Origin of the sequence: uncultured Roseovarius sp. (assembly GCF_913057115.1) — a bacterium.
In the GTDB taxonomy this organism is placed as follows: Bacteria; Pseudomonadota; Alphaproteobacteria; order Rhodobacterales; family Rhodobacteraceae; genus Roseovarius.
The window spans coordinates 1-13,506 of the sequence record NZ_CAJXNN010000025.1 but is presented as its reverse complement, the minus strand read 5'-3'; the positions used below and the strand labels follow the sequence as shown (position 1 = coordinate 13,506).

The 13,506-nt window shown below is 60.1% G+C and carries 12 protein-coding genes and 1 other RNA gene; 5 read left to right on the top strand and 8 right to left on the bottom strand.

Annotation, left to right across the window (positions count from 1 at the left end; genetic code table 11):
• Window positions 1–71 precede the first annotated feature (71 nt).
• Entirely contained in the window at window positions 72–2,840 is a 2,769-nt protein-coding gene (locus QZ498_RS11400) for an Rne/Rng family ribonuclease (RefSeq protein ID WP_294622327.1), read from the top strand.
• Window positions 2,841–2,952: 112 nt separating this feature from the next.
• Window positions 2,953–4,101, top strand: coding sequence for a Xaa-Pro peptidase family protein (locus QZ498_RS11395; protein ID WP_294622325.1), 1,149 nt, complete (start codon window positions 2,953–2,955; stop codon window positions 4,099–4,101).
• A gap of 6 nt (window positions 4,102–4,107) precedes the next feature.
• Here the strand turns inward: QZ498_RS11395 and QZ498_RS11390 are convergent, their stop codons facing one another.
• Both QZ498_RS11390 and QZ498_RS11385 read right to left on the bottom strand, forming a co-directional pair.
• Complete coding sequence (locus QZ498_RS11390; protein ID WP_294622323.1) at window positions 4,108–5,370, bottom strand: MFS transporter; 1,263 nt, start codon at window positions 5,368–5,370, stop codon at window positions 4,108–4,110.
• A gap of 129 nt (window positions 5,371–5,499) precedes the next feature.
• The gene (locus QZ498_RS11385) at window positions 5,500–5,730 is read right to left on the bottom strand and encodes a sulfurtransferase TusA family protein (RefSeq protein WP_294622321.1); all 231 of its coding nucleotides are present in this window, start codon (window positions 5,728–5,730) and stop codon (window positions 5,500–5,502) included.
• Between the two features lie 92 nt (window positions 5,731–5,822).
• On the opposite strand from QZ498_RS11385, the gene QZ498_RS11380 reads away from it, so the two are divergent.
• From QZ498_RS11380 to QZ498_RS11370, 3 genes are read left to right on the top strand one after another with little or no spacing between them, the layout of a single operon-like run.
• The gene (locus tag QZ498_RS11380; protein WP_294622395.1) at window positions 5,823–6,575 is read left to right on the top strand and encodes a cytochrome c biogenesis protein CcdA; all 753 of its coding nucleotides are present in this window, start codon (window positions 5,823–5,825) and stop codon (window positions 6,573–6,575) included.
• A 56-nt stretch (window positions 6,576–6,631) separates the two neighbouring features.
• On the top strand, window positions 6,632–7,906 hold the full coding sequence (locus tag QZ498_RS11375) for a hypothetical protein (protein WP_294622319.1): 1,275 nt from the start codon (window positions 6,632–6,634) through the stop codon (window positions 7,904–7,906).
• On the top strand, window positions 7,903–9,270 hold the full coding sequence (locus QZ498_RS11370; protein WP_294622317.1) for a cytochrome P450: 1,368 nt from the start codon (window positions 7,903–7,905) through the stop codon (window positions 9,268–9,270). The genes QZ498_RS11375 and QZ498_RS11370 overlap by 4 nt, the downstream gene beginning before the upstream one ends.
• Window positions 9,271–9,421: 151 nt before the next feature.
• On the opposite strand, the gene QZ498_RS11365 is transcribed toward QZ498_RS11370, so the two are convergent.
• From QZ498_RS11365 to ssrA, 6 genes are all read right to left on the bottom strand, one after another.
• The gene (locus tag QZ498_RS11365) at window positions 9,422–9,643 is read right to left on the bottom strand and encodes a ribbon-helix-helix domain-containing protein (RefSeq protein WP_294622315.1); all 222 of its coding nucleotides are present in this window, start codon (window positions 9,641–9,643) and stop codon (window positions 9,422–9,424) included.
• On the bottom strand, window positions 9,640–9,819 hold the full coding sequence (locus tag QZ498_RS11360; RefSeq protein ID WP_294622314.1) for a DUF4169 family protein: 180 nt from the start codon (window positions 9,817–9,819) through the stop codon (window positions 9,640–9,642). The genes QZ498_RS11365 and QZ498_RS11360 overlap by 4 nt, the downstream gene beginning before the upstream one ends.
• A 5-nt stretch (window positions 9,820–9,824) precedes the next feature.
• The gene (gene fumC, locus QZ498_RS11355; RefSeq protein ID WP_294622312.1) at window positions 9,825–11,219 is read right to left on the bottom strand and encodes a class II fumarate hydratase; all 1,395 of its coding nucleotides are present in this window, start codon (window positions 11,217–11,219) and stop codon (window positions 9,825–9,827) included.
• Window positions 11,220–11,314: 95 nt separating this feature from the next.
• On the bottom strand, window positions 11,315–11,782 hold the full coding sequence (locus QZ498_RS11350) for an SspB family protein (protein ID WP_294622310.1): 468 nt from the start codon (window positions 11,780–11,782) through the stop codon (window positions 11,315–11,317).
• A 72-nt stretch (window positions 11,783–11,854) separates the two neighbouring features.
• Window positions 11,855–13,102: a chromate efflux transporter gene (gene chrA / locus QZ498_RS11345; RefSeq protein ID WP_294622393.1), complete on the bottom strand. Its 1,248-nt coding sequence runs from the start codon at window positions 13,100–13,102 to the stop codon at window positions 11,855–11,857.
• Between the two features lie 87 nt (window positions 13,103–13,189).
• Window positions 13,190–13,506: a transfer-messenger RNA gene (gene ssrA, locus QZ498_RS11340) on the bottom strand; the annotation flags it as partial.

Here is a 13,506-nt window from a genome sequence, read left to right as displayed (position 1 = left end):
CCGCATTCCGCATGCTCCCTCGGCCCACCCGGGCAGGGGCAGGCGCGTGTGCCGCGGTGCAAACGGATAACATGGCTAAGAAAATGCTCATCGATGCCACCCACGCGGAAGAGACCCGCGTCGTGGTGGTCGACGGAAACAAGGTCGAGGAATTTGATTTTGAATCCGACAACAAACGGCAACTCGCCGGCAACATCTATCTCGCAAAGGTAACACGGGTCGAACCGTCGCTTCAGGCGGCCTTCGTCGACTATGGCGGCAACCGCCACGGCTTCCTCGCCTTCTCGGAAATCCACCCGGATTACTACCAAATCCCCGTGGCCGACCGCGAGGCGCTTCTGGAAGAAGAACGCGCCTATGCCGAGGCACAGCGCGCGCAGGAAGAAGCCGACGAGAAACCCAAGAAACCCTCGCGCTCGCGCTCCCGGTCGCGCTCCAAGTCGAAGGCCGAAAAGGCCGAAACCAACGATGCCGTGGTCAGCACCGAGGCCGAAAGCACCCCCGAATCCGAGGCCAAGGGCGGTGAGATTTCCGGCATGGAAACCATCGACCTTGACGGGGATGAAACGGACTCCACGCCCGAGGGCACCTCGCCGATGGAAACCGTGGGCGAGACCCCGGTCGAAGAACCCGCCGATGAAGCCACACCCGAGAAAAACGACAAATCGGACAATGCCTCCGAGGCAAAGGCTGACGACGTCTCAGAGGCTCAAAACGCTGATAGTGACGACGACGACACCGACAGCCCAAAACGCTCCGACGCCACGGCCAAGGACGACTCGATCGAATCCGTCGCCGACGACGACGACCAGGAAGACATCCGCCCGCCGCGCAAACCGCGCCCGCGCCGGTATAAAATCCAAGAGGTCATCAAGGTCCGCCAGATCCTTCTGGTGCAGGTCGTCAAAGAGGAACGCGGCAACAAGGGTGCCGCGCTCACAACCTACCTCAGCCTTGCAGGCCGCTACTGCGTCCTGATGCCCAACACCGCCCGTGGCGGTGGCATCTCCCGCAAGATCACCAATGCCGCCGACCGCAAAAAGCTCAAGGACACCGCCAGCGAGATCGACGTGCCCAAGGGCGCGGGCCTGATCATCCGCACGGCGGGGGCCAAACGCACCAAGGCGGAAATCAAGCGTGACTACGAATACCTGCAACGGCTTTGGGAACAAATCCGCGAACTCACGCTGAAATCCATCGCACCCGCGAAGATTTACGAAGAAGGTGACCTGATCAAACGTTCGATCCGCGACCTTTACAACCGCGAGATCGACGAGGTGCTGGTCGAAGGCGAACGCGGCTACCGCATCGCCAAGGACTTCATGAAAATGATCATGCCGTCCCACGCCAAGAACGTGAAGCATTACCACGACCAAATGCCGCTTTTCGCCCGCTATCAGGTGGAAAGCTACCTCAGCTCCATGTTCAACCCGACGGTACAGCTCAAGTCGGGCGGCTACATCGTTATCGGCGTCACCGAGGCGCTTGTCGCGATCGACGTGAACTCCGGCCGCGCCACCAAGGAAGGCTCGATCGAGGAAACCGCGACCAAGACAAACCTCGAAGCCGCCGAAGAAGTGGCCCGCCAATTGCGCCTGCGCGATCTGGCCGGTCTCATCGTGATCGACTTCATCGACATGGACGAGCGCAAGAACAACGCCGCCGTCGAAAAGCGGATGAAGGACAAGCTCAAGTCCGACCGCGCCCGCATTCAGGTTGGCCGCATCTCGGGCTTTGGCCTGATGGAAATGAGCCGCCAACGCCTGCGCCCCGGCATGATCGAGGCCACGACACAGCCTTGCCCGGCCTGTCACGGTACCGGCCTCATCCGCTCCGACGACAACCTCGCCCTGTCGATCCTGCGCCAGATCGAAGAAGAAGGCGTGCGCGGCCGCTCCCGCGAAGTGCTGGTGAAGTGCCCCGTCGGCATCGCCAACTTCCTGATGAACCAAAAACGCGAACATGTGGCACAAATCGAAGCCCGCTATGGCCTTTCCGTGCGCATCGAAGGGGACCCGCTGCTGATCTCGCCCGATTTTAGCATCGAGAAGTTCAAGACGGCCACGCGAAATGTCCCCGAAGCCACCGCACCGGTCGTGTCTGTCGACAGTTCGCTGATGGATGATGTCGACAGTAGCGGTGCGCCTGAGGCCGAGGCGAAATCGGACGACAATGCCGAGAACGCCGAGAATAACGGTGAAGAGGGCAAGCCCAAGAAGCGCCGCCGCCGCCGCCGCCGCCGCTCCAAGTCCAAATCGGGCGAGGAGGGACAGAACGGCGAGGCACAGGCCGCCAACGACGAGGGCCAGCCCTCCGAGTCCGGGGATAAGGCAGACAAGCCTGCCGAGGCGGCCGAGGCCAAGTCAGAGGACGCGCCCGAAGCCAAACCCGAGGATACCCCGGCGGCCGAGGATAAGCCCAAAAAAGCCACCCGGTCGCGCTCGCGCTCCAAATCCAAGGCGGCCAAGGCCGAAGAAAGCACCGAAGCGGCCGCACCCGAGGCCAAAGCCGCCGAAGCCGAAACCAAGGCAGAGGATACCGCCGAGGCCCCCAAGCCAAAGCGTACGCGCAAGCCGCGTAGCAGCAGCAAAGCCAAGGCCGAACCCAAGGCGGATGCGTCCGAGGCCACCCCGGAGGCCCCCAACCAGGACGCCCCCAAGCAAGAGGCGCAGCCCAAGGCAAAACCCGCCCCCGCGGCGGAAGAGGCCCCCAAGCCCGCACCGGAACCTGAGCCCGTGAAGGAAACAGCAACAGCCACAGCGGCGCCCGCTGAACCGGAACCCGGCGACTCGGAACCACCCAAGCCGAAAAAACGCGGCTGGTGGTCCTTGGGCCGCTAACCCCACGCAAAGAAAACGCCGCGCCCCTCGGGACGCGGCGTTTTTTCTTGGCCAGAACAGGGGCTTGGGTCACACTCCGGCACGGATAGCAACAGCACGAAGGCCGATGCCAATGTTCGAACCCCGTGTGCAGGCCCTGCGCGGCCATATGGCCCAGCAGGGCCTCGATGTTGCGCTGATCACGGATGAGGACAATATTTATTACCTCACCGGCTACTACGACTACCTGCATATGGAGTTCGGCCGCCCGACGATCCTTGTGATCCCGCGCGAGGGCGATAGCCTGCTCATCACCCCCGTGATCGACCTCAATACCGCTCAAGCCAACGCGCGCGTCGACAAGATCGCGGCCTGGAATGACGGGGCAGGGCAGGAATGGCGCGCCGCGCTGCCTGGCGCGCTCAAAGGGGCCGGAAGTGTCGCGATTGAACCCGACCAGATGCCGCCTCTCGTGCGCCGCTATCTGGAGGATTTGCGCCCCGCTGAGCGCATGGCCAATATCACGCCCATCTTGGAGGAGATGCGGATGATCAAATCGCCGCAGGAGGTGCAACTCGCCCGCCACGCAGGCGAGGTCGCCAATGCGATGATGGCCGCCGGGCGCGCCGCCATCGGGGCAGGGGTGCCCGAATACGAGGTCGCCATCGCCACCTCACAGGCGGGCACCCGCCGGGCCGCCGAGCTTCTTCAGGCGCATTACGACGATGCCGATATGTCGCCCAACACCCACTTCCTGCAAATCATGGCCTCGGGCGAGGACATCACCAAAACTCACCACCGCGCCAGCACCCGCATCATGCAACACGGTGAACCGGTTTTCCTTTGTTTTTGCGGGATGACCAACTTTCACCGCTTCAAACTGGTGTTTGACCGAACCTTCTGGATCGGTGATATCGCTGACCCCTCACAGGCCGATGTCTACCAAGTCGCCGTGGATAGCCAAGCCGCAGCCCTTTCCGCCCTGCGCCCCGGTGTCACTGCCGAAAGCGTCCATGCCGCCTATGCCGAGGTGATCCAAGGCGCGGGCTATGACTATCCCTTCCGTTGTGGCCGCGCCACGGGGTTCAGCTTTCTGGAAAAACCGCAACTGGTGACCGGCGATCAAACGATTCTGCAACCCGGCATGGTTTTGGCGGTTGATGGTTCGGTCACGGTCGAGACCTTCCGCGCGCAGGTGGGCGATAGTTTTGTCATCACGGACAGCGGATATGAGCCGCTTACCGACCACCCCAAGGCGCTTGACGATGTGATCCTCGCATAGCGGCGTTTACGTGGCGTCCTCCTCGCGCTCCGCCTCGGCCTGCTCGGCCGACCATGCGCCTGCCGCTTCCACCGCCACGGGCGAGGCCGAGGGCAGAACCCCAAGGTAGCTTTCGGTTTCCTCCACCGGCGTCACCTCGCGCTGCGTCATGCGATAAAGCGCATAAAGCGCGATCGCCGCGAATGTCGTTCCCAAGACCAGCCAGAAAGCGAACGGCCCGGCGCCCTGCATCGCCCAACCTGCGGCCATTGGCCCGACAATTGCCCCAAGCCCGAAGGTAAAGACCAGCCCGCCCGAGGCCGCTGGCATGTCCTCCGGCGAAAGCGCGTCGTTCGTATAGGCCAGAAACAGGGCGTAAAGCGGCGTGGTTGTCCCGCCCGCCACAAAAGCCGCCGCCATCAAGGCGCCGATATCCCCGCCAAGCATCCATCCCGCCGCGCAGGCCAAGGCCCCCAGCAAAGCGGCCCCGAAAATCAACTTGCGCCGGTCCATGCGGTCCGACAGCCAGCCAATGGGATATTGCAGCACCAAGGCCCCGCCAAACAGCATCGCCACGAACAAGGCCACCTGCGCCGTGCTCATGCCAATCTGGGTGCCGAACACCGCGCCCATCCCCGATTGCGTCGCATAGACACTGCCCAACAGGAATATCCCGACCGTCCCCAAAGGTGAGCCGACAAACAGCTTTCTCAGGGGCATGGGCCGCGCCACCTCGGCAGCAGGAACCGGCGTCACCGACAAAAGAATCGGCGTCAGCGAAATCGACACCAATATCGATGCCCCGATAAACAAGACCGATGTGCCCGCATCCCCCAATGTCAGCAGGCCCTGCGCCCCGATGATCCCCAAGGTCTGCGCAATCATGTAAGCCGACAAGACCTTGCCGCGCGTCTCGTTGGTGGCCGCATCGTTCAGCCAGCTTTCAGCGGTGACATAGATCCCCGACATGCAAAACCCGATCAGGATACGCAGGATGGTCCAGGCCCAAGGGTCCGCGATCAAAGGAAAGGCAATCAGGCCCCCCGACATCAGGCTGCCAAGGGCGGCAAATGCCCGCACATGCCCAACCCGCCGGATCATGCCGGGGGTCAGCCGCGCGCCCGACAGGAAGCCGATGAAATACCCCGAGGTGACAATCGCCAATTCCGAGGCTGAAAAGCCTTCGATATCGCCGCGCAACCCGATGAGGGTAAAATGCATGCCGTTGCCCAGCATGATAAAGACGATCCCCAGCAAAAGCGCCCAGACGCCAGACAAGACCTGTATCATCGCTTTATCCTCGCGCTTGGACGTCCTGATGATTGGTTTGCACGATCAGCCATGCCGCGCTGCAGCATGTGCGCCGTTTGTAGTACCTACAGCGACACGCCCGAACAGTTGGTTGGCCTGCTGTTCAGGCTAACCAGCCTTGCGTACCACGTAAATCTGGTGGCCGTCCGCTTCGCGCATGTTGACAACCTCATGGCCCGCTTCTGCACAGAAATGCGGCACGTCCACCACTGCCGCCGGGTCATCCGCCAGCATCTCGATGCAATCGCCCGCCGCCAGCGGCACCATCCGCTTGCGCAGCTTCAAAACGGGTAGCGGGCACAGCAATCCCCGCGCATCCAATGTCTCGGCAATCTCCATACCCGCGACTTAAGCGCTCTGTTACAGCCTGTCCACAAGGTTGTGACATTGCGTGCCGTGACGCCGCCCTGCAAATGGATTATCTGAGCCATATGTTCGGAATCGAAATCATCGACGCGGGGCTTCTTCCCGCCATGATCGTGGCGCTACTGGCGGGGGTTATCTCGTTCCTGTCGCCTTGCGTCTTGCCCATCGTGCCGCCCTATATCGCTTACATGAGCGGTGTCACCCTGACGGAACTCAGCCAAGAGGGCCAAAAACGCGCCCGCGCCGTGATCCCCGCACTCTTCTTCGTGCTGGGCCTCTCGACGGTCTTTCTGTTCCTCGGGTTCACCGCCTCGGCCATCGGCCAAACCTTCCTGCAATACCAAGACACTTTCAACACCGTCGCGGGGCTACTCGTCATGGGCTTCGGCGCGCATTTCGTCGGCGTCTACCGCATCGGTTTTCTCGATCGCGAGGCGCGGCTGGACGTGGGGGACAAGGGCGGCTCTTCCTTCGGGGCCTATATCCTGGGCCTCGCCTTTGCCTTCGGCTGGACACCCTGCATCGGCCCGCAACTGGGCGCGATCCTGTCGATGGCCGCCTCCGAGGGCAACGTCACCCGCGGCACTCTGCTGCTGGCGCTCTACGCCATCGGCCTTGGCGTCCCCTTCCTGCTGGTCGCCGCCTTCCTGCCGCGCCTGACGGGCCTCATGGGCTGGATGAAGCGCCACATGGAACAAATTGAACGCATCATGGGCCTGCTGCTCTGGACCATCGGCCTTCTGATGCTCACTGGCGGCTTTTCCGATTTCTCCTTCTGGCTGCTGGAAACCTTCCCCTCGCTCGCGGCCTTGGGATAGGCCTTACTCTCGCCAAAAACCTGCGCTAGGGTTGCCCGGTAAAGAGGTCCGAGGTCATGAGCAGCCCAAGCCCTGTGCGCAAAAGGCGCGTCTTCTATATCCCGGGGTACGATCCGATCCACCCCCGCCGCTACCGCGAACTCTACCGCAAGGAGAGCGCGGAACAGGCGCGCATTTCCGGCTACGACATCACCCTCAGCCCCAAGAAAACCGAAGACGGCAGCACCGCCCGCTACGGCTGGAACGTCGAAGGGGAGATCGACGGGCAAACCACCCAAACCACCTTTGACGTGCTCGTCTGGTCCGACATCGTTCGCGACAGTATGGAGAAAGGCATCCTTGGCACCTACGCGCAACTTGTCCGCACCGCTTGGGCCTATATCGCCTCGGGCGCGCTTTTCCGGCTGATGCGCCTGCGCAAGGGGCCGGTGATCGCAGCACTCTATCCTGTGGGGATGCTGATCGGGCAACTGCTGCTGGCGCTGCTTGCCGGACACCTCGTCGGCAAGGGCCTCGCATGGGCCACGCAATTCCTGCCCTTGGGGCAGGAAAGCACCAGTTTCGCCGCTCACCACATGGCGGCCAGCCTTGCTTATTGGCTGGGCCTTCTGCCCACCGCTTGGGGCCTTTTGCATTGGTTCAAGGCCAAGGATAACAAGCTCTTCGCCTATTACCTGATGCACGATTATGCCTATTCCGCCCGCCACAAGGGCGCCAACCCGCTCGAGCTTGAGGCACGCATGGCCGAATTCACCAATGAAATCGCCCAGGCCCTCACTGAAGACCTCGACGAAGTCCTCGTCGTCGGCCATTCCTCCGGCGCACATCTTGGCGTGTCGATCCTGTCGGACCTCATCCGAAAAAACCGCGTCCCCACAAACGGCCCAAGCCTCTCGTTCCTAAGCCTAGGCCAAGTCGTCCCCATGGTCTCTTTCCTGCCCAAGGCCCACCGCCTGCGCGCCGATCTGCATTACCTTAGCACCCGCGATGAGCTCGCGTGGGTCGATGTCACCGCCCCCGGCGATGGCTGCGCCTTCGCGCTTTGTGATCCCGTGGCCGTTTCCGGCGTCGCCCCAGAGGGTCAGACATCCCCGCTGGTGCTCTCTGCAGCCTTCACCCACACCCTCAGTCCCGACCGCTGGAAAGAACTCCGCTGGCGCTTTTTCCGGCTGCATTTCCAATACCTCTGCGCCTTCGACCGCCCCGGCGACTACGACTATTTCCAAATCACCGCAGGCCCGCAAACCTTGGGCACCCGCTTTGAAGGCCGCCCACCTTCGCCCAGCACCATTAGCATTCCGGCCAACAAGTTCACCGGGATGGCCGCATGACCCTGCCACCCAAACCCCCGGCGCGCGAGGGGCGCGTGTCCCTCTGGCGCTACATGAAACTGTTTCGCCAAGATATCCTCTCGGCCCAACCCGCGCGCCTCTACCGCGCATGGATGGCCGAGTTCAAAACACCCTTTTTCCGCTCCTACCTCTGCAATCAGCCCGAATTGGTCGATCTGGTGCTAAAGAACCGCCCCGATGATTTTCCGAAATCCGACCGCATCCGCGAAGGGCTGGCGCCGCTTCTGGGCAACTCGGTCTTCGTCACCAATGGGGAAACATGGAAACGCCAACGCCGGATCATCGACCCGGCCTTCGAAGGCGGCCGGTTGCGCGATACCTATCCGGCGATGCTCAAGGCCGGGCAGGGGGCCGTGACGCGCCTTGCTTCGGTGGCCAATGGAGAGCCGCATGAGATCGAGTCCGAGACCTCGCACGCCGCCGCCGACGTGATCTTTCGCACGCTCTTTTCCATCCCCATCGAAAACGAAATCGCCACACAGGTGTTTCACGCCTTCCGCGATCACCAGCGCGCGCAACCGGTTCTGAACCTCGGGGCCTTCCTGCCGCTGCCCCGCTGGATGCCGCGCTTCCACCGCGGCGAGGCCAAGAAAACCGCCGCCACCATCCGTCGGCTTATTACAGACCTCACCGCCGCCCGGATGCAGCAGATCAAGGCCGGCACCGCCCCCGACGATCTGGCCACCAAGATCATGACCACCGAAGACCCATTGACAGGTGAACGGTTCGAGACCGAGGAAATGGTCGACCAAGTGGCGATCTTTTTCCTTGCAGGCCATGAAACCAGCGCCTCGGCCCTCGCTTGGGCGCTTTACATGCTGGCGCTCTATCAAGACTGGCAAGAGAAGTTGGCGCAGGAGGCCCTTCAGATCTACAGCGACCACGGCCCCGACTTCGCCCAAGTAGGCAAACTACGCTTGGCTCGCGATGTCTTCCGCGAAACCCTGCGGCTTTATCCCCCGGTCCCAATGATGGTGCGCGAGGCCACATGCCCCGAACGCTTTCGCGATCGTGACGTACCCAAAGGCGCGCAAATCGTGCTCAGCCCTTGGCACCAGCACCGCCACGAACGCCTCTGGGATCGCCCCGATGAATTCGACCCCGCCCGCTTTGGCACCGAAAATGGTAAGACCTGCCTGCGCTCCGCCTACATGCCCTTTTCCGCCGGTCAGCGTGTCTGCACCGGTGCGGGCTTTGCCATGATCGAAGGGCCGCTTCTTTTGTCGATGCTGGTCCGGGCCTATCGCTTCGATCTCGTCCCGGAGCGCCCCGCCATGCCGGTGGCGCATCTCACGGTGCGCGGCAAGGATGGCATCTGGCTTCGCATCACGCCAAGGGGCTAGGGGGCGCTCATCGCTACGCTCCTCGCGCAGGCGCGCCGAAGGCCGTCAGGCCTGAAAAGCGCCGGGTTTCGTACGACTCGTACGAAAGGTTTTCAGACCCCCCGGATTTTCGTACGAAAATAGGGGGTTAAGCGTACGACTCGTACGAAACTCAGGCCCGGTCGCGGTAGTGCTTTAGAATATAAAGCCGAATGGCCGAGGCAAGGCCCGACTCCACCCCGCGTGCCTCATCAATTTCTGCAGCCAACGCATTGATTGGAATAGATTTTTCTTCCGCAATTTCGCGAAAGGCGCGCCAGAATTCTTCCTCCAAGGACACGCTGGTGCGATGCCCCCGCAAGGTCAGCGACCGTTTGATCGGCCGCCCGCTCATTCCTCATCCCGCTTATGTCTCGAAAAATCCGCCAAGTCTTTGACATTGCGCGACTTTTCAAGCTCTTTCTGGGCCTTGGTCCGGCCATGTTTGACGGCGTTTTCATCGGCCCGGGCGCGCTTTTCCGCCCGGGCCTTCTCCTTGCGAAACCGATTCAGGTTCACCGGTTTCGACATTTGCCTTAGTCCTTTGGCCCGATCATCTGCTCTGGCCGTACAACCTCGTCAAAGGTTTTTTCGTCGACAAATCCGAGGTTTATGGCCTCTTCTTTAAGTGTCGTGCCGTTCTTGTGCGCGGTCTTGGCAACCTTCGTGGCGTTGTCATAGCCAATGGTCGGCGCCAGTGCGGTGACCAACATCAGGCTTTCGCGCATCAGTTTTTCGATCCGCTCCTCATTGGCCTTGATGCCATTGAGCATCCGCTCGGTGAAACTATCTGCTGCGTCACCCAAAAGTTGTATAGATTGCAACAAGTTATAGGACATCATCGGGTTGTAGACATTGAGTTCAAAATGCCCCTGCGACCCGGCAAACTTGATCGCCGCGTCATTGCCCATCACATGTGCGGCCACCTGAGTCAGCGCTTCGGCCTGCGTTGGGTTCACCTTGCCCGGCATGATCGAGCTGCCCGGCTCATTCTCGGGCAGGATCAATTCGCCAAGCCCCGAGCGAGGACCGCTGCCCAAGAACCTGATATCATTGGCAATTTTGTAACAGCTACCCGCCACAGTGGCGATTGCGCCAGACATGAAAACCATCGCATCATGCGCCGCCAGAGCTTCGAATTTATTCGGTGCTGTGACGAAAGGTAGTCCGGTGATCTCGGCCATGTTGGCCGCGACCGTTTCTCCCCAACCCTTTTTGGTGTTGAGGCCCGTACCAACGGCCGTGCCACCCTGCGCCAGTTCGTAAATCGCCGGCAATGCGGCCTTGACGCGGTCGATGCCTTGGCGGACCTGATGGGCATAACCCGAGAATTCCTGACCCAGTGTTAATGGTGTCGCGTCCTGTGTGTGAGTCCGGCCAATCTTGATGATGTCTTTGAATTCATTGGATTTTGCTTCCAATGACGCGGCCAGTTTTTCAAGACCAGGAAGCAGCACGTCATGCACACTCATCGCCGTGGCGATATGCATCGCGGTCGGGAAGGTATCGTTTGACGACTGCCCCATGTTGCAATGATCATTGGGGTGTACGGGATGCTTGGAGCCGATCTCGCCGCCCAAAATTTCAATGGCTCGGTTGGCGATCACCTCGTTGGAGTTCATGTTCGACTGCGTGCCCGAGCCCGTCTGCCAAACTACAAGTGGAAAGTTGTCATCAAATTTGCCCTCGAATACCTCACCAGCGGCCTGAATGATGGCATCGGCCAATTCCGGATCAATGTTGCCCAATTCCTTGTTGGCCTGCGCGCAGGCCTTCTTGATCACGCCAAGCGCGCGCACGATGGCGACCGGTTGTTGTTCCCAACCAATCGGAAAATTCATCAAGGAACGTTGTGTTTGCGCGCCCCAGTACTTGTCTGTGGGCACTTCCAAAGGGCCGAAGCTATCGGTTTCGGTGCGGGTTGCGGTCATTGTGGCTCTCCTGCGTCTAGGTTGCTCCTGTCATACCCGACGCACCGGAAAGATCAACAATGTATACTATGGAATACAGGGGTGGCGGCACCGCGCTATTTCCGGAAACTGTCCAAGCTGACAATGTCGGCGTCGCTATGGTCGTCTTCTGTGTCAGAGTGATCTTGTTCATAATCGGGATGATGTGAAGGATCACTCGGTTCTTCTTCTTCCTGAGTTTCGAAGCGAAGGCCAAATTCAACCGATGGGTCCACGAAAGTCTGTATGGAATCGTAAGGCACATAGAGATGCTCTGGCGCATCGCCGAAATTGAGCGTCACTGAAAAGCCATCATTGGTTACTTCGAGGTCATCGAACCAATGTTGCATGACGACGGTCATCTCTGATGGGTATCTGTCGTGCAACCAGTCGGCCAACTGCACATCAGGGTGCGTCGTGTCAAACGTAATGAAGAAGTGATGAGCGCCCGGCAGTCCGTTGTCCCGCACGTCAAGGAGGACTTCTTGAATCAAGCCACGCATGGCCCTGTGCATCAGTTTTCCATAGTCAATCGTGTCAGACATCGGAGCCTCATATTTCCTATCGGCAAGCATAGGGGATTCGATCCAAAACAAAAGACCTCTGCGGCGTCTTAGTCAAAAGACGAGGTGCAGACTTCCGGCACAGACAGCCATGATAACAAGTGTGGTGATCATCGAACGGCGAAAGCCGAGTAATAGAATGGCGGCTAGAATGACGAAGCTGGCAGCAAGAGAATTGAAACTCGACAAGACGGGCAGAGGTCCAAGGGAGCCAGGAACGATCTGCGTGAAAAGAACATGCAGGGCGAACCAGACCGACAGGTTCAGGATAACGCCCACGACAGCGGCCGATATCGCGGATAGCGCGCCTTTCAACCTGGGGCGCGCAAGAAGAGTTTCCACGTAGGGCGCGCCCGCGAAAATCCATAAAAAACAAGGCACAAAGGTTACCCAGAGGGTCAACAATCCGGACGTGAGTGCAAGCATCACACCGCCTTCTTGGTGACCTGCCAGATGACCCACGAACTGAGTAACAAGAATGAGTGGGCCCGGTGTGGTTTCGGCAAGACCCAGAGCGTCGATCATTTGCGCGGTACTGAGCCAGCCATGCGTTTCGACGACCGATTGTGTCATGTAGGCCAAAACAGCATAGGCGCCGCCGAAGGTGACTATCGCGAGTTTTGAGAAGAAGACCGCGACACTGGTGAGGAACTGGTTGCCAGATGCCCAGGCCAAAAAGATTGGCAGCCCCCAGATTGCCAGCCAGATCAAAACCGTTTTTATCGTGGATTTATAGTGCTTTGTGGCGCTTTTCTCAGGTGCCTCTTCGGTGTCGCCATGCCGCATGACAAAGCCCCAGAGGGCCGCCGTTGCGATAATCGCTGGAAACGGAACCGAAAGGAAAAACATCGCAACAAAGCCCAGTCCCGCCAAGGCCCAACTGTCCCAACCCTTGAGAGCACGGCGCGCAAGCGAGAGTAACGCTTGCAACACGATAATGACGACCGCCGCCTTGATCCCCATGAAAAGTGCTTGGATTACAGGCACTTGACCATATGCCGCGTAGCCCATTGCGAGCAACAGGATGACCATGGCACCGGGCAGAACGAACAGGCCGCCGGCGATTAGGCCGCCAAGAGTGCCGCGCAGGCGCCAACCGGCGTAGGTAGCCAGCTGCATGGCTTCGGGGCCGGGAAGTAACATGCAGAAGGACAGTGCGCCGAGAAATTGATTTTCCTTCAACCACTTATGCCGATCCACTAGTTCCGTGTGCATCAGAGCGATCTGGGCGGCCGGGCCGCCGAAAGACAGCAGGCCAATACGCCCGAACACCCGAAAAAGATCACCGTATGAGGGTTGCATGAAAGGGTGATAACGCCCTTCAAGATTCGTGCAAGGTTTTTGCGGGGTGTCGCAAAAATATAATAATTTCAATATGTTGAAATGCAAAGTGCAGGCTTCTGTTGCCAGGTGCCTGCGAACCCCGCCAGACCTTGCTAGAGGGCTGGGCTTAGATTTCGGTCTTGTTACTGCTTACGCAGCAACGGCGACCGGAGCACGATTGTCGTTGGCAATTATGCTTTAGCGAACCGATAACGGTGGTATCTCACCGGGACAAAGCTAACCCCTTTAGACGTTCGTCGATCCTGTTTCGGCCCCCTAACCACCTCCAACGAAAGGCTTTTTTGGTGGAGCCGCCGGGTACCGCCCCCGGGTCCGATCCGCTTATTACGAGCGCGTTTATGTCCATAGTTCCCGAAGGAACA